Consider the following 22,312-nt stretch of genomic DNA (forward strand, 5'->3'; position numbering starts at 1 on the left):
AGGCAGCCAGTACTGCGCAACGACCTACCAGCGCGCGGTTGTCGCGCTGGGAATGAGACCCTCGATGTCCCGCAAAGGGAACTGCTACGACAACGGTGTGCCACGAACACCGAAAGGTGATGCTCCATGGGAGATGGGAGTTGTATGGCCTCCCGGAATCGGGTTGCAGGACCGGGTTCCAAACTACATCGAGCTGCCGAGGTAAAGAGCCTCAAGGTAGTGAGCGTCGATGGAAAGGCGTCCGTTGGAGACGTCAAGTGAGAAATGAGAAGACGAACGGAAGTGAACCGCTGATGACGCGTCGAAAAGCAATTCAACCGACATCAAAACCGAGCAGCGTTGTTGGCTCGGGACAAGCTCAGACGCTACCTGTTTACGGGCTGAGTGGTGTCCGGCGTGGAGGCGGCGTGATCTCATTTCAGGCTCTCATGGGGAACGTGGGAACCTGTCGCTTCGATGGGAAGGGAGAAATCCGAAGGGGAAGCCCCCCGAAGGAGAAGAGTACCGAGGCGAAGCACTGGGGCGGAGCAGCCCGTAGTAGCGGTGAAGCAATTGAAAGATTGCAGAGCGAAGGGGCTGCGTCATCTGGTCGAAGTTGTGTGTCAACCCGCAAGGGGAGGAGCGCATGAGTTCGACAAAAGCCTTTGAAATACCAAAGGCGCTGGTCTGGGAAGCCTATCTGGATGTGAAACGCAGTTCAGGCGGCCCAGGGATCGACGGAGAGAGCATAGAGGAGTTCGAAGTTGATCTGAAGAACAACCTGTACAAGATCTGGAACCGGATGTCGTCGGGCAGCTACTTTCCGTCAGCGGTGAGACTGGTTGAAATACCGAAAACCGATGGCGGACTCAGGCCGCTGGGCATCCCGACTGTTGCTGACCGCATAGCCCAAGGAGTAGTCAAACGGTACCTGGAGCCAATCGTGGAGCCTGAGTTTCACGAGAACTCCTATGGGTATCGTCCGGGACGATCAGCGCTGGATGCAATAGCACAGGCGCGCGAACGTTGCTGGAGAGATGACTGGGTGCTTGACCTGGATATCAGCAAGTTCTTCGACACGCTCGATCATGCATTAGTGCTACGGGCTGTGGAGAGATTCACGACGTGCAAGTGGGTACTTCTGTACATAGGTCGGTGGCTACGAGCCGACGTGCAGTTGTCTAACGGAACGGTGCAGACACGGGAGAAGGGAACACCACAAGGTGGAGTGATCAGTCCGCTCCTTGCCAACATCTTTCTGCATTTGGGGTTTGACCAATGGATGAAGGAGAACTATCCGAACGTCCACTTCGAACGGTATGCCGACGATATCGTTGTGCATTGCCGCTCGCTGAAGCAGTTGGAATGGATCAGAGGGAAGATCGAAACGCGATTAGCGCGATGTCGGCTCACCCTGAACACGGCGAAAACGCGAATTGTGTACTGCAAGGATACGCGACGAAAGGAAAATTGGCCCTGCAAAAGTTTCGACTTTCTGGGGTACACCTTCCGGCCACGGTCGGCGCGAGACCATTGTGGAGAGTTTTTTGTGAGCTTCAGCCCTGCGATAAGTCGAAAGGCCGCTAAAGCGCTACGACAGAAAGTGCGCCGAGAATGGCGGTTGCAGACCCGCACCCATTTGAGTCTTGAGGAATTGGCACGTCGCCTGAATCCGGTAATTTCGGGTTGGATGAACTACTATGGACGTTTCAGAAGATCGGAGCTTCACTCTGTGTTGGATCATGTCAACAAGGCGTTAGCCAGTTGGGCAAGGAGAAAGTTCAAGCGGCTACAACGGCGCAAGACCCGTGCGCATGCATGGTTAAAAGGTTTGGCGCGTCGGAGTCCACACCTGTTTGCTCACTGGAGGTATCAAGCTTGGATGACAAGAGCCGTATGAGTCGAGAGGCTCACGTACGGTTCTGTGAGAGCGTGGTGGTGAAATCCCACCGCGCTACTCGACCCCCAGTGGAAAGTTTCTGGGGCACACTAAAGGAGGAGTTAGTCTATCACCGTCGGTTTCGGACCCGGTTTGAGGCCCAGGCAGCTATCCAGGAATACATTGAGGTATTCTACAACCGCATGCGTCGTCATTCGGCTCTCGGAAACCTCGCTCCGGCGATCTTCGCCGAAAACTATTTCTCAGAAAGGAGATCCGCATAGATCAAGCGGTCGTGTCCACTATTGACAGTACAGGCCAGGGTTACTCGGAAAGCTCCTATGGAGGTCTTCGTACTCTCTATACTCTTGATACCATCTGTCAAGATTCTGCCGGGACGGATAACCCAACTCCCGAATGGTTGCCGCCGCTGATAGATCATACTGGATGTAGAGCTTCACCGCTCTCATTCTCTCTTCATACGAATACACGGACTACCTCCTTCAGAATCTAGTCCAAGTTTTTGTCCGCACCCCCAGGCTCCAAACTACAACGGTGTCAACGATTCAGACTTGAAGTACCCGCTGAGCCTCGATCATTGATGCGGTGCAATCGATGGTAAGCGGAGTCACCGCGATAACCCGGTCAACGGCGACCGCATAGCCGTCGTCGGCGGGGTCAAGCGAATGTGCGTCGGCTGCGATGTAGGTTCGGGATTCGCCGAGTCGCGTTCGGGACGAAGGCTTTTCGATGTGAAATCCGAGATAGCGGCTCATTGAAAGCCTGGTAAGCCGCTCCGGAGTTTCGTTCGGGCAGGGGTCGGGAATATCTACTTTGAGCACGTCGAACGGACGGCGCCCGGGAGGTTGAGCAGCTAGGGATGGAGCAAGATCGAGGATTTTCCGAATCCATCGCTCAGCGACCCGGATGGTTTCACTCCAGTCGAGGTGGCCGTGGAAAAAGTGATTTTCAACGCCGGTCTGGCGCGACAGTGCGAGCGCAGGAATTCCCTGGGCGGCAGCCTGAAAGGCGGCGCCGAGCGTGCCCGACCCTCCGATATCCGTGCCGATGTTTTCCCCGTAGTTAATCCCGGAAACGACAAGGTCGGGTGTGCGACCATCACAGAGTACGGTTAGGGCGTGCTGACACACAAGCGCCGGACTGGCATCGATATGCCATGCGGTAAGCCGTCTGTTATCCGTGTTCGTTTCGGGAATCTCATACGGATGAAAATGATCGCGCTCGTTTCCGTTCATGCTTCTGCCGCGCGCAGTCTGCTGGTTTGTGGGTGCGGCGACGATAACCTCGCCGGCTCCATTCGCTCCCTTTGCGGCCGCAACGGCAGCTTCGGCTACCGCATGCAGACCAGGCGATTCTATTCCGTCATCATTGGTGACAAGTATCAGGGGCCGGCGTCCGGCCCTGTTTGCATTTTCGCTCATGGTTCTCCATTTTCCCATAAAAAGTGTGACCGTTGTCGGGTAGCGGCCAGCGGGCCGCTGTTCACAAGATCTGCCAACGCGCGCTGTTTATCACTATACATATGTAGGCGTAGGAGCCCGTGCCGCGATCATTAGCGCCACCGTCAAATTATCCGCTTGCGGATATAGGCGCTCGTATAGTCGATTGCGGTTACGGCAACAATAACCGCGAGAAGCGACATTCCCACGACAGGCCAGCGGCGGAACTGCAGGCTCTGGAGAAGAATGACACCAATTCCGCCGGCGCCGACAAGTCCGAGCACCGTGGCATTGCGCAGGTTAAGCTCGAATCTGTACAGCGCAGTGGCTACAAACTCGGGAAGCACCTGCGGGAAAACGGCGTAAAGGAAAATCTCTGCACCGTTTGCACCGCTCGACTGCAGCGCCTCAATTGGCCCCCGGTCGATATTCTCGACGATCTCCGAATTGAGTTTTCCGAGCATGCCTATAGAGTTCAGACCAATTGCCATGACCCCGGCCAGCGCTCCGGGACCGTAAGACGCGACAAAGAAAATTCCGAGGATGAGCTCTGGGAAGGTCCGTATCGCGTTGAGGATCTGCTTTGATATCCAGACGACAACGCCGGGTACACCAACGTTGTTGGCTGCAAGAAAGCTGATCGGAAACGTGAGTATCGCAGCGACGGTTGTTCCCATTATGGCAATCTGAATACTTTCAAGCATCGCGAGCGATGATTGAACGAGAAAGCTTGTATCCGGAGGGATCATCGCGGCCACGATCCGGCCGATAGTCGGTATGCCGGTTCGGATACGTTCGAGATTAATATTCATTCCGTCGGCAGCCCAAAGCAGGACCACCGCGAGAACGACAAGATTCCCGATAATTCGAATTTTTCTGGAAACGGATTGATCGCTCATGTCAGCCTCTCCCGCATTCGGGTGCTCGTGTAATCAATGATCATAACGAACACAAACGTAATAAGTATTGTGGTCGCTGCATTTGCATAGCGAAACAGGTCGAGTGATGTCCTGAGCAATACACCGACTCCTCCTGCTCCTACAAGCCCGAGCACGGTTGACGCACGAATATTAATCTCGAAGACATACAGGGTATAGCTTGCGTAGAACGAGAGCATCTGCGGAACAACGGCGAAGCGTATTACCTCCAGTTTGTTCGCACCGACCGCCTGCAGGGCTTCGATGGGACCGTGATCAATGGCTTCAAGGCTTTCGCTCGCAAGTTTCGCAATGACAGCCGTTGAAAATATGGTCAGCGCGAGCATACCTGAAAATGCGCCGAGCCCTATGCCTGCGACCAGTATTGAGGCGTACAAAAGCTCAGGTATCGTACGAATGAAGTTCATGAACCCTTTCGCAAGGAAATAGAGAGGAGTATTTGTGTTGATGTTGTTCGCCGAAAACAGCGTAAGGGGAAAGGCTAAAATGCTTCCGACAAGGGTTGCGAGAACGGCAATCTGAACTGTCTCGAGAAGCGCGGGAAACACCCGGGCTGTGTATCCCCAGTTCGGCGGAATCATTTCCCCGAGCAGGGAAAAAAACTGGGGCAACTCCCGGATAATCTCAAAGAGATTAAAACCGATTCCGCGGGCGGCCCAGATGTATATTGCGGCGATCGCTGTGATCGCACCCGCCTTCTTGAGTTTCCCCTTCCAGAGAATAACCGGAGGGTTAGTCGTATGACTAGAAACTTGCGGCATCTGAGTCCTCTCCTATCACGTCGTCATCGGTAATGGGACGTCCGTAGATCTCTTCAAACACATCGCTGGTCGCTTCACTCGTCGACCCGTCGAACACAAGCTCGCCATCGCGCAGGCCGATTATCCGATCGGCATACTCCAGCGCCATATCGATAAAGTGCAGATTCACCAGTGTCGTAATGTTGTCTTCACGGTTTATGCGCTTGAGATCGCGCATAACCGCATGGGACGTCGGAGGATCAAGCGACGCTACCGGTTCATCCGCCAGAATGATTTTCGGCTTTTGTGCCAGCGCCCGCGCAATACCGACGCGTTGCTGTTGTCCCCCCGACAAAGCATCGGCGCGAACAGCTGCCTTTTCGGGAATTCCCACGCGTTGCAGACAGTCTAGCGCGATTTCCCTATCTGCTTTGGGGAACAGGCCTAACAGAGTTCGCCAGGTCGGTACATAACTGACACGCCCGGCCAGAACGTTTCGAAGTACCGGTGATCGTTTTACCAGATTGAAGTTCTGGAAGATCATACCGACTTCACGACGAAGACGCTTCAAGGCGGTGCCGTTGGCACCGGTTATATCCTTGCCGTCGATATAAACCTTCCCGTCGGTTGGAGTTACAAGTCGGTTCACGCAGCGTAGCATGGTCGATTTGCCGGCACCACTGAGACCGACGACAACAACGAACTCGCCCGGGTTAATGGTTATATTGAAATTCTTCAGTGCCTTCACTGAACCAGCAGCGTAGGTTACCGTGACATTTTCTAAAGTAACGATGGCAGCTATCCCTCAGTAATATTCTGATTCGGTACGAATCCCGGCCGCACCGACCACCACAGGCAACATCACCTTTGGCAGTCGGCGTACAACGAAAGTGGAAGCACACGGAGAAGCGACATGTCGATCTCCGTGCCTCACTTCAAAGGTTTCCCGTAAATCTCTAGAAGTCGATGAACTCTTCCATCTCTGCGAATGTCTGGCGGACAATGTTGTAGCGCTCGCTGTCGGCAGGGACAAATCCGGAGACGTTATAAAGGGTATTAAGAAGTTCCCGGCCTTCATCTGTTTCGCCGACCGCGACGAATGCGTTTTGAATTGCCCTTTTGAGTTCATCGGAAAGCCCCGGGCGTACCGCCACGCCGTCGTTAGGAATCGCTTCAGTGCGCGCGAGTATTTTCGTTTCCTCCATGATGGTGGGGAACTCCACTACCAATTCTTTGCGAACATCTTCGAAACTGACTGCGACATCGACCTCACCAGTCATAACTGCGCTTACCGCTCCATCATGTGCGCCGGCGAAAAAATATTCGGCGAAATCCGTTTCCGGATCAATTCCGTTGTTCAGCAGGTCAACATACGGGAATAGATAACCGGATGCCGATGCCGGGTCGACAAAGGCCATGGTCCTTCCGTGCAGGTCCTCGAAATCTTCGATTCCGCTGTCTTTGCGGACCACGTACTGAGCGAAGTATTCGGACTCACCACGGCGAATGGAGTTCAGTATAATTTCGAGGCCATGCCGTTCTTCACCGAGAACAAGTGCAAATGGTCCAAAAATTCCAATATCCACGCGGCCGGTTCCCATTGCTTCAATGACACCGGTGAAGCTGGTTAATATGGTTCCTTCCACAGGCATGCCCAACTCTCCGGACAGCAGATCGGTCAGCGGATTAATCGATTGGATCATTCGCCCGACTTCCCGTGAGGGAACCATTCCAAGAACGAGACTTTCCGGATCTTCCTCCGACGCTTCCTGCTGGCCACCGCCGAATACCAGTGCGGCGGATGCGAGAAGCACGAGCACAAACAGTAATGCTTTTTTCATGACAATCTCCTTTTTCTCGCCGGCAAGCGGCGAACGTGACATTAAGTAAGCGTACGCGGGTATTCAGCACCTGTCAACAAAAAGTTACGCAATTTCCAATATAGTTTACTTATTTTTACCATATTGCCGCCCAAAACCGGTAAATGGTAAACAATAACCGGTTGTAAATTACTTTTCTTGACGATTTGCGAAAAAGACGGTACACTGCGGTTGTTATGGCAGACAAATTCGGGTGGGGTAAACGAGTATCGAAATTGGCCGGTCGTCTGACCGAAACCGAGACACGCGTCCTGGAGTATGTTACCGAGAGTCCCCACGAGGCAGCGTTCATGTCTCTGAAGGACCTCTGCGAACGCACCGGGGTGAGCAAACCCAAGATTATTCAGCTGTATCGCAAACTCGGATACGAGCGGTACAAAGAGTTCCGAAATGGGGTTGAAGAGTTCTACGCGCATCACATAAACGCGTACCGGGCCTCCAAGGCGACGTTCAAGGATATTCGATCGTTCGACCAGCTTGTGACCACGTCAATCGAGGAGGAGGCAAAGGCGCTACAGCGGCAGCTCGAGCACGTGCCGACCGACGACGTAGAGCAGCTTGCTCGGTCAATGCTCAACAAACGTAGAATCTATATCCTCGGAACAAGCACCGGTATGTATCCAGCACACTATCTCTTTCAACGACTGAAACGCTACAAACTCGACGTACGCATTCTCGGCGAGGATTCTCAACATATTGTCGAAGATGCATTTGGCATCAACGAGGATGATATGCTTCTTGTATTCCACTACTTTCCAGACCGGCGCCGCACCCACGGCGCGATGAAGCTCGCGCATGACTGTGGCGCTCTGGTCGTCGTAGCCACGGACACAATGCTTATTGAACTGACCGAAATGGCGGACCAGGTGTACTTCGTGGCAAGGGGAAGCATTCGCTTGCACAGTTCCATGGCTGTCCCAATGCATTTTGTAAATCTTGTAATGCTTGCAATCGAGTGGCTCGGAGGCGAGACGTTTCAGCAGTATCTGCTCGACATTGAGAAGCTCCGAGAGCGCTACGACCTCGGATGACGAAAGCACGACTGCAGCGCTTTTGCGGCCGGTGCGCAGACGCCACGCGCTCACACGTCGTAAGCAACAGTTCTTCCCACCGTGGAAACGTGGCGCTAAAGGGTGGAACGGCATTAATTTGTTTCTCCGGGACATGCCGCGCCTTTCAGTGGACCTGGATCTCGTCTACCTGCCCATTCATGATCGCGCCACGAGCATGAACAACATTAGCGATGCCCTGGGATCGGCAGCATCCCCGCGACATTTTCGACGTGGAATATATTCTCCAATCCGGGGCCATGGACGATCGATTACGTGCAGCCTTCCTGGTTTACCTCATCTCCCACAACCGTCCGATCTCTGAACTCCTTTCTCCCAACGCGAAGGAGCTTGATCGAGAGTTCGTCGTAGAGTTCGACGGGATGACACGAGAACCGGTAACGGTGGAGCAGTTGAACGAGATCCGCACCGGATTCTTCTCCACAATCCTCCCGTGGCTCACTACTGAATAGTTGCGCGACCAGCCATCGCGTGGATTCTATCGTGGGAGGTTTCTCGTGAAGTTGCGTTCCATTGACCAGGCGGCCGAATACCTTGGGCTCAGCAAATCAACCTTATACAAGAAAACCAGTGTTGAGGCCCGCACAGGGATGGCATGGCGGACGAACTGGCGGCCATGGCGAATACGGCATCGGGCATTATTGTTCTGAGGGTTGGCGACAAGACCAGGGATATTCTGGGGATACCGGCGGAGAAACTTGACATAGTTGAAGGCTGGCTTCGTTCCATTTGTAACGACTCGATTGATCCTCCCCTGGATTGCGTCATACGCGAACTCATTGTGCCCGATCAACAGAGTGATGAGAAAATTATCCTGCGAATCGACGTGCCCCGCAGTCTGTTTGTCCACAAAAGCCCCAATGGCTATTTCCATCGCATAGGAAGTTCCTGGCGCGAGATAAAACCGGATGGTTTGGCGCGGTGATTTCAGCAACGCAGTCAGGTGCGACTCATTGCTTCGACGGACGGCGCAGACAGTTCCTGCCACATCTATGATGCCCCCCTGCGGGCAACTGTCAACTGGATGTCAAGGACATCACTCGCCCGCTTGATGTCCAGGTTCGGGACGCCTGCAAGTTCGTGGAGAGAAACATGCGGGTTTTTGCCATCAAAGCGCCCAATCGGATCGAAAGGCCCCAGTTTTCCATGAATGCGGTGTTCGAGGCGGTGGTCAATGCTGTCGCCCTTTCCATGGCCCATCGGGATTACTCCATTTACGGTTCCAGGATTCGCCTGCATCTGTTGTCTGATCGGCTGGAAATCTTCTCACCCGGTGCGATCTCCAACTCCATGACCATTGAGAGCATTTCAGAACGGCAATCGGCATGGAACGAATTAATCAGCTCCTTGCTGGCTCGTTGCCCGATAAATGGAGACGATTAAACACTAATCAGGCACAGCCAGTGTTATCCGTCACATGAACCGCCGCTCATCCCCCCGGCAGCCCTCAAAAACACCCGTGCCCTAATCCAGCCACCGGGCCGTGCGGGAATCCAGGTTGGTCAGTCCCAGGTCCCGGGCATGGTCCACCACAGCCTGATATTCTCCGGGGTCGATCCGGCGGGCGATCCGGGGAAAATTGAAGGCCTGGTGGTGGGGCGAATACTGTTCCATAATGTTGATGTAGGTATCGGAGGGCAGGTTTTCTGCTATCCAGTCCAGGACCTCCCGGGAGCCGCTGGCGCTGTCGGGCATCACCAGATGGCGTATCATGAGGCCCCGGTTGATGATCCCTCCGGAGTCTGGCCGGGCAACCCCTACCTGGCGGTGCATCTCAAGAACAGCTGCCCGGGTATCCTCGGGGTAGCTTGGAGTGGCTGTGTACTCTCCGGCCTCGGCGCTGGCGGCAAACTTGATATCGGGCAGATAGATATCCACCACGCCATCAAGAAGGCGAAGAACCTCAACCCGCTCCCAGCCGCTGGTGTTCCAGACCAGGGGGATACGCAGGCCCTGACCGGCCGCGATATCCAGGGCAGCCACGATGTGAGGTGAATAGTGGGTTGGGGTGACCACATTGATATTATGAGATCCCAGTTCCTGGAGACTCAGCATCGCTGCGGCAAGATCGTTGATCGATACGGCCGTTCCCCGCCCCTGGATGCTGATTTGGTAGTTCTGGCAGAAGACGCACCGCAGGTTGCAGTGGCTAAAGAAGAGCGTTCCCGAGCCGCCGCGCCCGACCAGCGGCCGTTCCTCGCCAAAATGGGGCTGGATCGCGGCCAGGATCAGCCGATATCCGGGGGCCCGGCAATAGCCTCGTTCTCCAGCCAGACGATTGACGCCGCAGGAGCGCGGACAGAGCGTGCAGGACTCCATCATTTGCCAGAGTTCGCCTGCGCGCCGGGCCAGCTCGCCGCTCTTGTGAAGCTCCACGTAGGAGGGTACAAAGTCACTTTCCCGAGAGATCGGCGTGCTGCCACTCCGCCCGTCGGTTCGAGGCAGATCGGGCTTTTCTCCGGAGCCCGCGCCATAGCTGATTCGTGTGGAGAGACCAACCATCAAAAAGACCGAAAGAAGACCAAGCGCCGTGGCGGTCCTGAATATGGACATCTTCATTGTCTGTTCCTGCCCTGCGTATCGGATCGTGTCACTTCAAGTGTAGTTAATACGCCAGGGGCTTCGCAAGAGCAGAACCAGAAGTGTTCCTGATTTCAGCAACCCCAGAGTGATTCCTGCGCCGGTCAGTCCCAGCAGTGGCAGCAGCAGAACACCCCCCAGAATGCCTCCGATACAGCCTCCGGCAAGATCGGCTCCGTAGACCAGCCCCGCCGTAGATGCAGGAGCAGGCGATCCTCCCCGGGAGCCCTTCTCCAGAAGGGCCTCGCAGGCTATGGGGAACTGCCTCCCGCAGACCATCCCTGCCGCCGGAAGAATCAGCAGAAAAGCCCCCCGAAGGAGCGCCGGGGGGACCTTCCCCGAGACAAGCGGTGCCACCAGGGGAAGCAGGATCAGGAGGAGAGAGCAGAAAAGCAGGATCGCCAGCTCGCTTCGCACAACCATGCCCCAGATTCGCGGCGATTCGTATCCCAGTCGGTCTTCTCGTCCCGGGCGGCCGAGGCGGTGTCTGGTCACGAGGGCGCCCACACCAAGGCCGGAAATAAAAGCTGCCGAGAGTAGTCCCAGCCAGCCGAAGAGGCGGCCCGCCAGGACCTCGAACGAGAAGAGAAGCGCGAGGTTTACCACCATGGCGGAAAACCCTGTGGTTATCACCGAGGGGACAATGAAGGTTCGGGGCCGGGGGCTCAGGCGGTTCAAGGCGGATGCTGGCAACAGAAGGATCAGGATTGTCCCCAGGACGATCAGGGCAGGGTGGAGTCCGTAGATCCTTTCCAGGAGGCGGCCTGTGAGGGGCGCGTTGAGCCTGCTCCAGTGGGCGATGCTCAGGAGAAGTACCCGGGGCTGAAATTCCCTGTTGATTCGGGACCTCCCCGGGGCAGCGAACTCCTCGAACCAGTGGTGCCAGCGGGGATGCAGGCGCTGTTCCATGTACCAGGGAATAACCCCGGCCGAGAGCAACCCCCGCTCTCGAAGGTGATCGGTGAAGATCTGGTGGTCCAGATGGATGATGGCAGGATCTTGCGACGCCAGCAGGAAGGACTGCCCCTCGCCGGGGAAGGCGCGAAGCCAGGGAAAGTTCTGGCGAAGGGTGTGGATCAGACTGGCGCTCATCTCCTGGAGCGGTTCTGTCAGGTGCCCCACCAACCCGGGAAAGCCCAGCACCAGAATTCCCTGTTCCGTCAGGTTTTGTGCCGCCAGTTCCAGGAACTCCTGGCTGAAGTAACGGGCATTGTGCAGGTTCGAGGGGTCGCTGGTTCGGCTGATGATCAGATCGTAGGATGTGGCCGATTCCTGAAGCAGTGCCCGGGCGTCCCGCGCCCGGAGATGTATCCTGGGATCATCGATCCATGTCTCCCCGGTGAGGGCCGCAACCTCGCGTTGCAGTTCCAGGAGCCTGGGGTCCAGTTCGGTATACTCCACCAGGGTCAGGGAGGGGTGATGCAGAAGCTCTTCCAGAACTCCACTTGCTCCTCCGCCGATAAGAAGAACCCGTTTTGGCCGGGGATGAGCTGTCATGGCGATATGGACCAGGGGTTCCACCAGGGTCATGTCGGGGATCGGCTGGATGAAGGCCGGGGTGCCATCGGTGAAGAAGGTATATTGTCCCTGGTTCTCGGTGATGGCGATGTTGCCCTTCAGGGTGTTTTCGTAATGCAGAATATTCTGGTCCTGCCAGAGCCGCCGGATCGAGCGATGCTGCAGATACTCTGCTCCGCCCGTCCCGAGAAGCAGGGCCGCCCCGGCCGCCAGAATGAGGGCGCCCGCGAAGGCTCCCGGGGCCGGGGTCTGGTTCTCTTCCGGAAGGGTTTCCGGTGGTGAACCCGGGAATTTTGCGATCAGAATGATCACCGTCACGGACTGAAGCAGAATAATACCTGCCACGATCTGGAATGACCCTGCCCGGGGAACCAGGAGCCACGTCCAGAGAAGCCCCGCCAGGAAGGTTCCTGCAGTTTCCAGAATGTAGATCGAGGCCATGGGGAGGGTAGCCGGGGATTGAGGGAATCCCGAGCGCTCCCGGGAGGCTATCGCGCAACCCCACGTGAAGAGTGCGCCGTGGGTGAAGCTCACGGGCAGGAGGACAAGAAAGGTGCTCGCCGCGGCCGTGGCAAGGCCTGGTACGGTCCCCACGGAAAGACCCAGGAGGGGTTTGATCAGGCGAACTCCCCAGAGAGCCGGAACAAGGGTGATGCAGAAGGCAAGACTGGTCATGCTGTACCGGGATATTCCACAACTCCCTGCGAGCCGCGCCCGGCCACGGGCCCAAAAGGAACCGGCCGCTTCCAGGGCCAGCCAGTTCGCCAGGATGATTCCGATGGTCAGCTCGTTCCCGGCAAACACCACAAGCAGTTCCCGCAGGAGCACCATCTGGGCCAGAAGACCGCTGGCGCCCGTGGCTGCTGCGGCCCAAAGAAGGCGTCCCCTGATCCGGTCCTTGGGAAGAATCACAGTCCCGCTCCTGCAAGGAGGAAAAAAGACCAGAGGAAGAGCACCGATGCTCCTGCTACCCGCAGGATAATCCGGGTTTGGGGTTTTCCGGTCAGGCGCCTCCACAAGGAAGGGGCTATCCCGCAGACCAGGAGGGCCGGACCCGTGGCGGTGCCAAGTCCAAAGAAGAAGCCCCCGGCCATTCCCAGAAGAGGGCTGCCGCCCCGGGTGGCCAGGTAGAGAAGAAACCCCGAGGTGGCAGCGCAGGGTACGGCTCCGTCCACCAGTCCCAGCATGAAGGGTGATCCTCTTCGGGCAAGGCACCCGCAGTGTCCGCTGTAGAGGAGAAACCAGATTCCCGTGATCGCCACAATCATGCCTGCAGCAAAGGTGACCCACCGGTGATGAAAGATGTCATAGACCAGAAATCCCATGAGAACGGCCAGGCCGCCGTAGACGGTGAGGGCGATTGTTTTGCCCAGGCTGAAGAGGAGAGCTGTGCGAACTCCTCCGCGCCAGGTGCTGTGAAGGTGCGCCGCCAGGGGCGCCAGCAGGAGAGAGCAGTGGAGGCTGCATATTCCCAACCCCAGGATCAGTCCCGACAGATATGAAGACCAGAGCACCTGCGAATTTTACACTCTTTCGGGGAAGTCCTCAAGAAATCCCGGGAATCCTCTCCCCGGGACCCGATACGAACCTTGGCGATTTGCCCTTTCATGAGTTCTGTTGTTATTATTTTGAGAGAGCCCGCCCGTAGGGGCGGCGCAGTACAGGACGCAAGCGAACCAATCAAGGAGGCACAAATGGCTTTTGAAACACCGGCGTTGCCCTACGCCTACAACGCACTGGAACCCCATATCGATGAGATGACCATGAAAATTCATCACGACAAGCACCACGTGGCGTATACCACCAAACTGAACGCGGCCGTGGAGGGCACAGACTATGCCTCCTGGAGCGCCGAGGATCTGGTAACCCGTCTCGGAGAGCTTCCCGAGAACATTCGTGGCGCTGTCCGGAATAACGGCGGCGGTCATGTAAACCACAATCTTTTCTGGACAGTTCTCGCTCCCGGGGCAGGTGGCGCGCCCTCCGGAGCCGTGGCCGGGGCGATCACCGAGGCCTTTGGCAGTTTTGAGGCCTTCCGGGAGAAGTTTGCCAACGCTGCGGCCACACGCTTTGGGAGCGGCTGGGCCTGGCTGGTAGTGAACGCAGCGGGAGCGCTTGAGGTTACAAGCACCCCGAACCAGGACAGCCCCCTCACGGAGGGCAAGACCCCCATCCTGGGGCTCGATGTCTGGGAGCACGCCTACTACCTCACGTATCAGAACCGTCGGCCCGATTATATCGAGGCCTTTTTCAACGTGGTCAACTGGGACCAGGTAGAGAAAAACTACCAGGCTGCACGCTAACGTTCCGAAAGAAGCTCCCGATTTTTCCGTCCCCGGCCTTTCGCCGGGGATCTTTTTTCCCCGGGAGGTATCGCGGCCTTCGTTGTCGTGCTTCCCGCGAAACAGGTATACTAAGAGCCATGACATCCACACTGGACATACAATCGATCAGAGAAGATTTCCCCGCCCTGGCCACGACCATGCGGGGCAAGGACCTGATCTATTTTGATAATGGAGCCACCTCCCTGAAGCCCCGGCCTGTTCTTGAGGCCCTCCAGGGATACTACGGGGACTATAGCGCCAACATTCATCGTGGCGTCTACGAGATGAGTGAGCGTGCAACCGCTGCCTACGACAACGCCCGGGAAACGATTCGCCGTTTCCTGGGGGTCTCGCCGGAGCAGGGTGAGGTCATTTTCACCAGGGGCACCACGGAATCGATCAATCTGGTAGCCTATTCCTGGGCCGTGAAGTTCCTCAAGCCTGGCGACGAGATACTGCTCACAGCCATGGAGCATCACTCCAACATTGTTCCCTGGCAGTACGTGGCGCAGCGGACGGGTGCGGTCCTGCGCTATATCCCCATGACTCCCGAGGGGGCTTTCACCGATGAGGCCCTCTGCGGGGCTTTGGGGCCTCGGGTTCGGCTCGTGGCAATCACGGCCATGTCCAACGTGACCGGGTATATGCCTTCCCTGGAGGGTCTTGTTGCCCGGGCTCGCCATCAGGGAGCGCGGGTTCTGGTGGACGGAGCCCAGTACGCCTGCCACCACGCCGTGAACGTCACCGCTTTGGACTGCGATTTCTTCGCCTTCTCGGGGCATAAAATGTGTGGCCCCACAGGAATCGGGGTGCTCTACGCAAAGCGGGAGCTCCTGGAAGAGATGGACCCCTTTCATTACGGGGGCGACATGATCCAGGAGGTGACTCTGGAAGGCTCCACCTGGGCACACCTGCCGGAGAAGTTCGAGGCAGGGACTCCTCACATCGCCGGTGCCGTGGGGATGGCCGCAGCGGCCGAGTATCTTCTGGAGATCGGTCTCGAGGAGATCGCCGCCCACGAAGGGGATCTCCTCCGGTATGTCACGGAGGCAACCGAAAGGCTTTCGTACCTGCGCCCCTTTGGCCCCGCCGCTCTCGAACGCCGGGGCGGGATTTTCTCCTTCGCTCTGGAAGGAGTCCACCCTCACGACGTAGGGAGCCTGCTGGACCAGCAGGGAATCGCCGTCAGAACAGGATTTCACTGTGCCCAGCCCCTGATGGCCCATTTTGGGGTGGTGGGAACGGTGCGGGCATCGTTCTATCTCTATAACACCAGGGAGGAGATCGATCGCTTTGTGGCCGCCCTGGAACGGCTCTACGGAATCCTGGGATAAGATATGAGCGGTCGTGCAGGGGATAAAACCTGGGAAGAACTCCTGCTGGAGCTGGTCAGGCGCTATTATACCCCCGGGGGGCCGGCAGGGGCTGCCCCGAAGGTCCCGCCAGACCCGGGGTATCCCGAAGCAGTCACGGAGATCACCGTGACAAACCGCAGCTGCGGTGATTCTGTTACCGTTTGCCGTGGCCCGGGAGGGCAGGGGGGCTGTGGAGTTCAGGGCCTTCGCATTGTGGCCCGGGGGTGCGCGGTATGCAAGGCTTCAGCGGCCCTGGCTGAATCGACGGCGGCACTCCTGTCGGTTCAGGAGATTGTATCGCTCTGCCGGGAGATGATCGCCCGAATCACAGCAGCCAGGGAGCAGGAGAGCGTCGCGTTGCCCGGCGCTCTGTCCTGCACTCTGCCCGAAGATATTCTGCGGGATCTTGAACTTCTGGAGCTTGTGAAGAACGCCCCGGGGCGTCGGCGGTGCGCAACCCTGAGCTGGGAGGCTCTCGCCGAGGCCTTCGCGGAGAGGGAATCCTCCGATTGCGTTGACACCAGCCAAGTCATTCGATACTCTGAGATCTAATCAAATAGAGGGAGCACAACCATGTACAAACTTGTCTTGTTGCGTCATGGCGAAAGTGACTGGAACAAACAGAACCGCTTTACCGGCTGGACCGATGTTGACCTTTCCGAACAGGGTATTCAGGAGGCCGCCGAGGCAGGTCGTCTGATGAAAGAAGAAGGCTTTGTCTTCGACATTGCCTACACCTCTGTTCTGAAGCGTGCCATTAATACCCTGCACCTGGCCCTGAACGCCATGGATCAGGTCTGGATACCTGTAGAGAAGAGCTGGCGCCTGAACGAGCGTCACTACGGCGCGCTTCAGGGGCTGAACAAGGCCGAGACGGCAGAGCAGCACGGCGAAGAAAAAGTGAAAATCTGGCGCCGCAGCTACGATACCCCGCCGCCGGCGCTGGAGACGTCCGATGAGCGCCATCCCGGCCATGATCCCCGCTACGCCGATCTGAGCGAGGCTGAACTGCCCCGGACGGAGTGCCTCAAAGATACGGTCGAGCGCTTTCTCCCGCTCTGGCACGATACGATTGCCCCTACAATCCGTTCCGGCAAGCGTGTGGTGATCGCTGCCCACGGCAACAGCCTGCGGGCGCTGGTGAAGTATCTTGACAACATCAGCGATGACGAGATCATTGGTCTGAACATTCCCACCGGGAGCCCCCTGGTGTACGAACTTGATGCAGACCTGAAACCTCTTCGCAACTATTACCTGGGCGATCAGGAGGCGATCGCAGCCAAGGCAAACGCCGTGGCGAGCCAGGGCAAGAGCGGCTGATCGGATCAGTTTTTGTGACGGCGTCGCAGGAGGCCTGTGTCCTGCGACGCCCCTTGTCAATTCGGCGCCTGGTGCCCCGTTTTTTCCTGCTTTGTGAGATCCCCCTGTGCAGTATTTCCCCGGAAAAAAAACGCCGAAGGCGCTTCTCTTTGATATAGATAACACACTCTACCGGCATGCTCCCTATGTGGCGCATCAAACAGACGTGCTTGTTGCCCGCCTTGCCCGGCAGCGGGGACAGGACGAGGCCGGGACACGACAGCTGGTGGAGAAGACCCGGCGGGAGATCGCCAGCGCCACAGGACGAACCCCATCCCTGGCAACTACCTTTGTGGAGCTGGGGGTACCCATCGCCGAGAGCATTCTCTGGCGGAGGGAGCTTTTGCGGCCCGGAGATTTCCTGGGTCCCGATCCTGTCCTGGCCGGTGCACTTCGCGAGCTTGGCCAAAGGCTTCCCCTGGGGGTGGTGACCAACAACCCCGAAGAGACGGGGTGGCGCACCCTGAAAGCTCTTGGTCTGGAGGATCTCTTCCCGGTTCTGGCGGGGCTCGATACCAGAGAATGCTCCAAGCCGTCCTGGCCGATCTTTCAGGCAGCGCTTGATCAGCTGGGTTGTTCCCCTGCGGAGGTTCTCCTTGTGGGAGATCGCTACGACGTGGATCTGGAACCCGTTATTCGTCGTGGTGGCAGCGGGCTTCTACTGGAGAAAGACGCCGATTTAACGCTCTTTCCCCGATTTTTGCTGGACCAGACCCGGCCGCGAGGGAAGAAAATCACTCTTCTTGGCGATACCCCTTGACCGCACGGGCAATATCGGTCACTCATGGTAGTATGAATAGAACTCCACGTTCCCCTCGCAGAGATTCCTCTGCTACGAACCCTTCCCGAAAAAATCCGCCCCGTAAGAAGCCACCCCGCACGGAAGCCCCCCGACGAACAAAAAAATCATCCCACGATGGCCTCACGGGAAAGCTTTCCCTCACAGCCCGGGGCTTTGGATTTGTCCAGCCCCGGACAGGGCCTGATATACTCGTTCCCTACGATCATCTTTTCGTCGCCGCCTCGGGCGATCTTGTCCGGGTAGAGCTCTTTCCCGAAACTGCGTCGGACAAACCCGCAGGTCGAATTGTGGAAGTCCTGGAACGCAGTCAGGAACCCCTGGTGGGGCGGGTGGGGCGGCGTGGCCGGGAAGTCCGTTTCTACCCCGAGGGACAGCGCCTGTCCCGCGCCCTGATTCTCGAGACCGCCGCACTGACCCGATTTGAGCAAAATCTTCCGGGTGGACCGCTTCAGGAAGGTGATATCCTCCGGGTGCAGATGACGCTCTGGACGGATCCTCAGAAGCACCCTTTGGGGGAGCCTCTGGAACTCGTGGGGCGCCGGGACGATTCCGGCATTGATCTGCGTTTGATCGCCCTGTCCCGGGGGTTGCCCCTGAGCTTCCCGGAAGAATTGCTCCAGGAGGCGGAGCAGATGAAGATTCCTCCTCCCCGAAAGGCCCTGCGGGAAAAAACCCGTCAGGATCTGCGGAGCCTTACCTGCTTCACGATCGACCCGGCAACAGCCAAGGATTTCGACGATGCGCTTTCGATTCACCAGCGCGAGGATGGCCTCTTCGAGCTGGGTATCCACATAGCCGATGTGAGCTACTTTGTTGAAGAGGGATCTGCCCTGGATGCGGAGGCCCGGGAACGGGCAACCTCGGTCTACCTGGTGAATGAAGTGCTCCCCATGCTTCCCGAGCATCTTTCAAACGATCTCTGCAGTCTTGTCCCGGGCAGACCCCGCCTTGCCTTCTCGGTGCTTGTCGTTCTGGACAGCATCGGTACCGTACACGATCTGACAATCACGGAAAGCATTATTCAGAGTTCCCGACGCTTTACCTATGAAGAAGTCGAAGAGATCCTTCAGGGAGAGTCGGACCCTCTGGCACCAAGCCTTCACATTCTGGAGCTTCTGGCCCAGATGCTCCGGCGGCGGCGACGGGATCAGGGAAGCGTTGATATGGACCTTCCTGCTACGACCATCACCCTGGACGAGGATGGCGTTCCGCTCTCAATTCTGCCTGTGGAACGGCTCCACGCACACCGCCTGGTAGAGGAGTGCATGCTTCTGGCAAACCGCATGGTGGCGGAGTTTGTTCTGAAAGAAGCAGCGCGTCACCGCCGGCCTTTTCTCTACCGGGTTCATCCTCAACCCAAGCAGAGCGATGTGGAACAACTTCTGCAACTCCTGGAACAACTGGGAATTCGCTATCACCTGGACGATACGGTTCAACCCGAGGATTACCGGAATATTCTGGCCCTGATCGAAAATCTTGAGTTCAAGGATCTTGTGGAGAAGCTCGCCCTGAAGTCGCTCCCCAAAGCGGTTTACAGCACCGATAATGCCGGGCACTTCGGGTTGGGGTTCGAGGCCTATACCCATTTCACCTCTCCCATCCGCCGGTATCCCGATCTGATAATTCACCGAATGCTCAAGCGCTATATTGCTCCCGGGCGTATCGCCCTGCGCCGGGGTGTTCAGGATCTGCTCGATCACGTAGCTTCCCACTCCTCGGAAAGGGAACGGAACGCCACCGAAGCGGAACGGGATTACACCCGGCTCAAGAGCCTCCAGTACCTGAACACGAAAATCGGGAACGTCTATTCCGGGGTCATTTCCGGGGTGACGTCCTTCGGACTCTTTGTTCAGCTGAACCGTTATCTGGTGGAAGGGCTGGTTCACATCTCTTCTTTGGGAAAGGAACGGTTCGAGCTCAACACCGAGGGCTATCGCCTTGAAAGCGGTACGTCCGGAACGGTCTACACCCTGGGCGACCGGGTGCGGGTGAAGATCGTGGGGGTAAATCCCCAGGAGCGAAAAGCCGACATGGAGCTCATTCAAGAGTAGGAAATAATTCCGTTTGAGCCCTTTTCCGGTTTTGTTTGAAATCTCTCCGGGGGCGGATTATACTTCGCAGGGTGAAAGCCTTGCGACCTAAGCTTCCTGTGGCAGCTGATCCGAAGGAGTTTTCTCCTTTGGTGGAATGTGCCTGTCGCAGCCTGTCACGGCTGTGCCGGTATGTAATCTCCTGCCGCGACGTTCAGGGGTGCGTGGAACGGGCGCCCCTGGGAATCTATATACAGGAAACCCGGCGGCTTGAGGAGTTGCTCGACGCTTTCGGCTCCCGGGACAACGCCTTTTGGGCACCCTTCCGAAGCGTCTCGGCGGCAGCAAAACTGGTCTCGGATCTCCTCTACAAAGTCTTGCACCTTAAGTACGCAGCGCCCTTCTATTCACTCTTCCCCCTGGAGGATGATTTTCTGGTTGCTACTGACAAGGCGGCGCACCTTCTCACGGAGGTGCTCGCCGAGATTTCCGAGGCCCTGTTGCAGCTGGGGGAGGAAAAGGGGCTCTCCCTTCCCGATTCTGCCTTCGACGATTTCTGTTCGGGCCGCGAGACCCCTTCTTTTGTGCTTCCCAAGGACCGGGAGTGCCGTCTGAACCCGGAGGCTCGGCGGTTTGTTGCCGATCTTGCAACAGCTTTCCTGAACCAGGTAGAAAGCAGCGGGATTATCGGCTCCTACGAGGCAACCCGGGATTGTCCCCTGGCCGAGACGATTCCCCACCTCTTCTCGGAACGCCAGTTGAGGCGTTCCGAGAACGAGTTTCACAACCTTCAGGCGGAATACGATACCGCCCTGGCGGGGACCAAAACAGAGCAATGCGACAAGGGACTTCCCTACCTGAGGGGGCACGCCACGGTGATCTTCCATTTACTGGAGCTTGCCACGGCTCTGAGTCACTATTACGAGCGCCACGTGATCTTCTGTGCTGCCCGGGGCCTCCCCGTGCGGTTTCTCGGGGAGCAGCGCATCCAGGCCCTGCTTTTTGATTACGCCCTGAAGTTTTCAGTTCATTATTTGGGCAAGGCAAGAGATCTGTGCAGAATGCTCCTTCAGAAATACGCCGAGATAGGATCTGTCACTGTTCCCGTTCCTGTGTACCGCGGTTTTCACGTGCGGCCTTCATCGCTGGTGGCCAAGATCGTTCTTCATTACGGCACCGAGGTGACCCTGGAGCTCGATGGAGAAACCTGCGATGCCTCGTCGGCCATGGACATCATCCGGTTTAACGAGAATATCTACGCCGTGAAGCGTCGCCGCCTGGCCGAGGAGGTGACAACCATTGCAGAACGCCTGGGCGGAGACGATCTGATGCCGGTTTTTCTTTCGCTTCTGGAAGAGAAAAAAATTGTTCTCTACTCGGGAGATTTGCATCTTCAGGATTTTCCCCGGGTTCCCGGGGAGACCATCGGCGAGTACGCCAATCGGGGTATCGCCCGCTTGTTGGCCACGGGGAAAATAGACATCCGGTCCGATATCGATGTGACCGTTCGGGGAGACGTGCGGGTCCTGGAGGATATACGAACTCTGGCGCACCATGGCTACGGTGAGGATAGCTTTGGGAACAATATCTCCCTGCCTGCATCGCTGATCTATCTCAGGCGTTAGTCCCGCCGGCACCGCGATCAGGGAGCAGGTCAGGGAAAGCCCCCTCCGTAGGTTGCGCGGAGACTCTGCTCGGTGAAGACCTCGGCTACAGGGCCGTGGGCAATGAGCCGTACGTTCAGCATGATCAGCGAATCAAAATAGGTCTCTACCGTTTGAAGGTTGTGATGTACCACCAGAAGCGTCTTCCCCTCCTGTTGCATCCGACGCATTACCATCGCAATAGCGCGTTCTGTGGTGGCGTCGACACCCTGAAAGGGCTCATCCATCAGGTAGAGATCGGCATTCTGTAGAAGGGCGCGGGCCAGGAAGGTGCGCTGCTGTTGTCCTCCCGAGAGTTCGCTGATAGGGCGATGCTCCAGGTCTGTCAGGCCCAGGGTATCCAGCGCCTCCCGGGCTCGTTCCAGATCGCTCTTTCGGGGTCTGCGAAACCAGCCCAGGCGCCCGTAGCAACCCATGAGGACTACATCCAGGACCGTTGCCGGAAAGTCCCAGTCCACGCTGGCGCGCTGGGGCACGTATCCCACGCGCCGGCGCGCTTTGTCCGAGATGCTCCCAAAGATGCGAACGTCGCCGCCCGCTGCAGGAACGATTCCCATAATTGTCTTGACCAGTGTGCTTTTCCCCGCCCCGTTGGGGCCTACCACGCCGGTGATTGAACCGGCAGGAACGGTCAGGGAAAGATCCCAGAGCACAGGTGTTTCGTGGTAGGCCACGGTGAGATCGGTAATCGTCAGGGCAGGCAGCAGGGAAGATCCTTCAGCAGTCATGGAACC

General features: G+C 57.3%; 23 protein-coding genes and 1 pseudogene. 14 read left to right on the forward strand and 10 right to left on the reverse strand.

Annotated elements, in window-relative coordinates; all coding sequences use genetic code 11:
* The 3 genes and pseudogenes from BW950_RS15400 to BW950_RS15405 form a co-directional block, all read left to right on the forward strand.
* A partial coding sequence (locus BW950_RS15400) for a hypothetical protein (RefSeq protein ID WP_234969104.1) occupies positions 1 to 205 on the forward strand: 205 nt, incomplete at its 5' end.
* A gap of 420 nt (positions 206 to 625) precedes the next feature.
* Positions 626 to 1,879 carry a group II intron reverse transcriptase/maturase gene (gene ltrA, locus BW950_RS11695; RefSeq protein WP_076489490.1) on the forward strand — a complete coding sequence of 418 codons (1,254 nt, stop codon included), beginning with the start codon at positions 626 to 628 and terminating at the stop codon, positions 1,877 to 1,879.
* Between the two features lie 65 nt (positions 1,880 to 1,944).
* Positions 1,945 to 2,142: pseudogene (locus tag BW950_RS15405) on the forward strand (IS3 family transposase); the annotation flags it as partial.
* A gap of 18 nt (positions 2,143 to 2,160) precedes the next feature.
* Here BW950_RS15405 and BW950_RS15565 read toward each other — a convergent pair.
* The 6 genes from BW950_RS15565 to BW950_RS11730 all read right to left on the reverse strand — a co-directional run bounded on the left by BW950_RS15565 (position 2,161) and on the right by BW950_RS11730 (position 6,837).
* Positions 2,161 to 2,328 carry a helix-turn-helix domain-containing protein gene (locus BW950_RS15565; protein WP_369094798.1) on the reverse strand — a complete coding sequence of 56 codons (168 nt, stop codon included), beginning with the start codon at positions 2,326 to 2,328 and terminating at the stop codon, positions 2,161 to 2,163.
* 96 nt (positions 2,329 to 2,424) lie between these two features.
* Positions 2,425 to 3,300 (reverse strand): 5'/3'-nucleotidase SurE, encoded by an 876-nt coding sequence (locus BW950_RS11710; protein ID WP_076489491.1) that lies wholly within the window; start codon positions 3,298 to 3,300, stop codon positions 2,425 to 2,427.
* 143 nt (positions 3,301 to 3,443) lie between these two features.
* Complete coding sequence (gene phnE, locus BW950_RS11715; protein WP_076489492.1) at positions 3,444 to 4,217, reverse strand: phosphonate ABC transporter, permease protein PhnE; 774 nt, start codon at positions 4,215 to 4,217, stop codon at positions 3,444 to 3,446.
* Positions 4,214 to 5,017, reverse strand: coding sequence for a phosphonate ABC transporter, permease protein PhnE (gene phnE, locus BW950_RS11720; RefSeq protein WP_076489493.1), 804 nt, complete (start codon positions 5,015 to 5,017; stop codon positions 4,214 to 4,216). Before phnE (BW950_RS11720) ends, phnE (BW950_RS11715) begins: the two co-directional genes overlap by 4 nt.
* Positions 5,001 to 5,798 carry a phosphonate ABC transporter ATP-binding protein gene (phnC, locus tag BW950_RS11725; protein ID WP_200796831.1) on the reverse strand — a complete coding sequence of 266 codons (798 nt, stop codon included), beginning with the start codon at positions 5,796 to 5,798 and terminating at the stop codon, positions 5,001 to 5,003. Before phnC ends, phnE (BW950_RS11720) begins: the two co-directional genes overlap by 17 nt.
* Positions 5,799 to 5,952: 154 nt before the next feature.
* Positions 5,953 to 6,837 (reverse strand): phosphate/phosphite/phosphonate ABC transporter substrate-binding protein, encoded by an 885-nt coding sequence (locus tag BW950_RS11730; RefSeq protein WP_076489495.1) that lies wholly within the window; start codon positions 6,835 to 6,837, stop codon positions 5,953 to 5,955.
* A 215-nt stretch (positions 6,838 to 7,052) separates the two neighbouring features.
* Here BW950_RS11730 and BW950_RS11735 point away from each other — a divergent pair, with 215 nt between their 5' ends.
* The 4 genes from BW950_RS11735 to BW950_RS11750 all read left to right on the forward strand — a co-directional run bounded on the left by BW950_RS11735 (position 7,053) and on the right by BW950_RS11750 (position 9,329).
* The gene (locus BW950_RS11735; RefSeq protein WP_076489496.1) at positions 7,053 to 7,907 is read left to right on the forward strand and encodes a MurR/RpiR family transcriptional regulator; all 855 of its coding nucleotides are present in this window, start codon (positions 7,053 to 7,055) and stop codon (positions 7,905 to 7,907) included.
* 212 nt (positions 7,908 to 8,119) lie between these two features.
* The gene (locus tag BW950_RS15410) at positions 8,120 to 8,398 is read left to right on the forward strand and encodes a nucleotidyl transferase AbiEii/AbiGii toxin family protein (protein ID WP_076489497.1); all 279 of its coding nucleotides are present in this window, start codon (positions 8,120 to 8,122) and stop codon (positions 8,396 to 8,398) included.
* 143 nt (positions 8,399 to 8,541) lie between these two features.
* Complete coding sequence (locus BW950_RS11745) at positions 8,542 to 8,871, forward strand: AlbA family DNA-binding domain-containing protein (RefSeq protein ID WP_076489498.1); 330 nt, start codon at positions 8,542 to 8,544, stop codon at positions 8,869 to 8,871.
* Positions 8,872 to 9,038: 167 nt separating this feature from the next.
* Complete coding sequence (locus tag BW950_RS11750; RefSeq protein WP_076489499.1) at positions 9,039 to 9,329, forward strand: ATP-binding protein; 291 nt, start codon at positions 9,039 to 9,041, stop codon at positions 9,327 to 9,329.
* Positions 9,330 to 9,410: 81 nt separating this feature from the next.
* Here BW950_RS11750 and BW950_RS11755 read toward each other — a convergent pair whose 3' ends face one another.
* Genes BW950_RS11755 through BW950_RS11765 form a run of 3 tightly spaced genes read right to left on the reverse strand, consistent with a single transcriptional unit; the run spans position 9,411 to position 13,558 of the window.
* Positions 9,411 to 10,505 carry a radical SAM protein gene (locus tag BW950_RS11755; protein ID WP_076489500.1) on the reverse strand — a complete coding sequence of 365 codons (1,095 nt, stop codon included), beginning with the start codon at positions 10,503 to 10,505 and terminating at the stop codon, positions 9,411 to 9,413.
* Positions 10,506 to 10,541: 36 nt separating this feature from the next.
* On the reverse strand, positions 10,542 to 12,956 hold the full coding sequence (locus tag BW950_RS11760; RefSeq protein WP_076489501.1) for a spermidine synthase: 2,415 nt from the start codon (positions 12,954 to 12,956) through the stop codon (positions 10,542 to 10,544).
* Positions 12,953 to 13,558: an urease accessory protein UreH domain-containing protein gene (locus BW950_RS11765; RefSeq protein WP_076489502.1), complete on the reverse strand. Its 606-nt coding sequence runs from the start codon at positions 13,556 to 13,558 to the stop codon at positions 12,953 to 12,955. The genes BW950_RS11760 and BW950_RS11765 overlap by 4 nt, the downstream gene beginning before the upstream one ends.
* 180 nt (positions 13,559 to 13,738) lie before the next feature.
* Here BW950_RS11765 and BW950_RS11770 point away from each other — a divergent pair, with 180 nt between their 5' ends.
* From BW950_RS11770 to BW950_RS11800, 7 genes are all read left to right on the forward strand, one after another.
* Positions 13,739 to 14,347 (forward strand): superoxide dismutase, encoded by a 609-nt coding sequence (locus BW950_RS11770; protein ID WP_076489503.1) that lies wholly within the window; start codon positions 13,739 to 13,741, stop codon positions 14,345 to 14,347.
* 119 nt (positions 14,348 to 14,466) lie between these two features.
* Positions 14,467 to 15,702: an aminotransferase class V-fold PLP-dependent enzyme gene (locus tag BW950_RS11775; protein WP_083943977.1), complete on the forward strand. Its 1,236-nt coding sequence runs from the start codon at positions 14,467 to 14,469 to the stop codon at positions 15,700 to 15,702.
* A gap of 3 nt (positions 15,703 to 15,705) precedes the next feature.
* The gene (locus BW950_RS11780; RefSeq protein WP_076489504.1) at positions 15,706 to 16,275 is read left to right on the forward strand and encodes an iron-sulfur cluster assembly scaffold protein; all 570 of its coding nucleotides are present in this window, start codon (positions 15,706 to 15,708) and stop codon (positions 16,273 to 16,275) included.
* Between the two features lie 21 nt (positions 16,276 to 16,296).
* On the forward strand, positions 16,297 to 17,043 hold the full coding sequence (gene gpmA / locus BW950_RS11785; RefSeq protein WP_076489505.1) for a 2,3-diphosphoglycerate-dependent phosphoglycerate mutase: 747 nt from the start codon (positions 16,297 to 16,299) through the stop codon (positions 17,041 to 17,043).
* A 106-nt stretch (positions 17,044 to 17,149) separates the two neighbouring features.
* The gene (locus BW950_RS11790) at positions 17,150 to 17,842 is read left to right on the forward strand and encodes an HAD family hydrolase (protein ID WP_076489506.1); all 693 of its coding nucleotides are present in this window, start codon (positions 17,150 to 17,152) and stop codon (positions 17,840 to 17,842) included.
* A 32-nt stretch (positions 17,843 to 17,874) separates the two neighbouring features.
* Positions 17,875 to 19,935, forward strand: coding sequence for a ribonuclease R (gene rnr, locus BW950_RS11795; protein WP_076489507.1), 2,061 nt, complete (start codon positions 17,875 to 17,877; stop codon positions 19,933 to 19,935).
* Positions 19,936 to 20,066: 131 nt separating this feature from the next.
* Positions 20,067 to 21,539 (forward strand): HPr family phosphocarrier protein, encoded by a 1,473-nt coding sequence (locus BW950_RS11800; RefSeq protein WP_143559230.1) that lies wholly within the window; start codon positions 20,067 to 20,069, stop codon positions 21,537 to 21,539.
* Positions 21,540 to 21,568: 29 nt separating this feature from the next.
* Here BW950_RS11800 and BW950_RS11805 read toward each other — a convergent pair whose 3' ends face one another.
* Positions 21,569 to 22,306, reverse strand: a complete 738-nt coding sequence (locus BW950_RS11805; RefSeq protein ID WP_076489509.1) for a metal ABC transporter ATP-binding protein — start codon at positions 22,304 to 22,306, stop codon at positions 21,569 to 21,571.
* Positions 22,307 to 22,312: the final 6 nt, after the last annotated feature.

The organism is Alkalispirochaeta americana (genome assembly GCF_900156105.1).
Classification (GTDB): Bacteria; Spirochaetota; Spirochaetia; order DSM-27196; family Alkalispirochaetaceae; genus Alkalispirochaeta; species Alkalispirochaeta americana.

Excerpts from the sequence above, each read along its gene's own strand:
- BW950_RS11805 (WP_076489509.1), bottom strand. The coding sequence starts at position 22,306 with ATGACTGCTGAAGGATCTTCCCTGCTGCCTGCCCTGACGATTACCGAT.
- BW950_RS11745 (WP_076489498.1), top strand. The coding sequence starts at position 8,542 with ATGGCGGACGAACTGGCGGCCATGGCGAATACGGCATCGGGCATTATT.
- phnE (WP_076489492.1), bottom strand. The coding sequence starts at position 4,217 with ATGAGCGATCAATCCGTTTCCAGAAAAATTCGAATTATCGGGAATCTT.
- BW950_RS11750 (WP_076489499.1), top strand. The coding sequence starts at position 9,039 with ATGCGGGTTTTTGCCATCAAAGCGCCCAATCGGATCGAAAGGCCCCAG.
- gpmA (WP_076489505.1), top strand. The coding sequence starts at position 16,297 with ATGTACAAACTTGTCTTGTTGCGTCATGGCGAAAGTGACTGGAACAAA.
- rnr (WP_076489507.1), top strand. The coding sequence starts at position 17,875 with ATGAATAGAACTCCACGTTCCCCTCGCAGAGATTCCTCTGCTACGAAC.
- BW950_RS15565 (WP_369094798.1), bottom strand. The coding sequence starts at position 2,328 with ATGAGAGCGGTGAAGCTCTACATCCAGTATGATCTATCAGCGGCGGCA.
- ltrA (WP_076489490.1), top strand. The coding sequence starts at position 626 with ATGAGTTCGACAAAAGCCTTTGAAATACCAAAGGCGCTGGTCTGGGAA.
- BW950_RS11770 (WP_076489503.1), top strand. The coding sequence starts at position 13,739 with ATGGCTTTTGAAACACCGGCGTTGCCCTACGCCTACAACGCACTGGAA.
- BW950_RS11780 (WP_076489504.1), top strand. The coding sequence starts at position 15,706 with ATGAGCGGTCGTGCAGGGGATAAAACCTGGGAAGAACTCCTGCTGGAG.
- BW950_RS11710 (WP_076489491.1), bottom strand. The coding sequence starts at position 3,300 with ATGAGCGAAAATGCAAACAGGGCCGGACGCCGGCCCCTGATACTTGTC.
- BW950_RS15410 (WP_076489497.1), top strand. The coding sequence starts at position 8,120 with ATGCCCTGGGATCGGCAGCATCCCCGCGACATTTTCGACGTGGAATAT.
- BW950_RS11735 (WP_076489496.1), top strand. The coding sequence starts at position 7,053 with ATGGCAGACAAATTCGGGTGGGGTAAACGAGTATCGAAATTGGCCGGT.
- phnE (WP_076489493.1), bottom strand. The coding sequence starts at position 5,017 with ATGCCGCAAGTTTCTAGTCATACGACTAACCCTCCGGTTATTCTCTGG.
- BW950_RS11755 (WP_076489500.1), bottom strand. The coding sequence starts at position 10,505 with ATGAAGATGTCCATATTCAGGACCGCCACGGCGCTTGGTCTTCTTTCG.
- BW950_RS11775 (WP_083943977.1), top strand. The coding sequence starts at position 14,467 with ATGACATCCACACTGGACATACAATCGATCAGAGAAGATTTCCCCGCC.
- BW950_RS11730 (WP_076489495.1), bottom strand. The coding sequence starts at position 6,837 with ATGAAAAAAGCATTACTGTTTGTGCTCGTGCTTCTCGCATCCGCCGCA.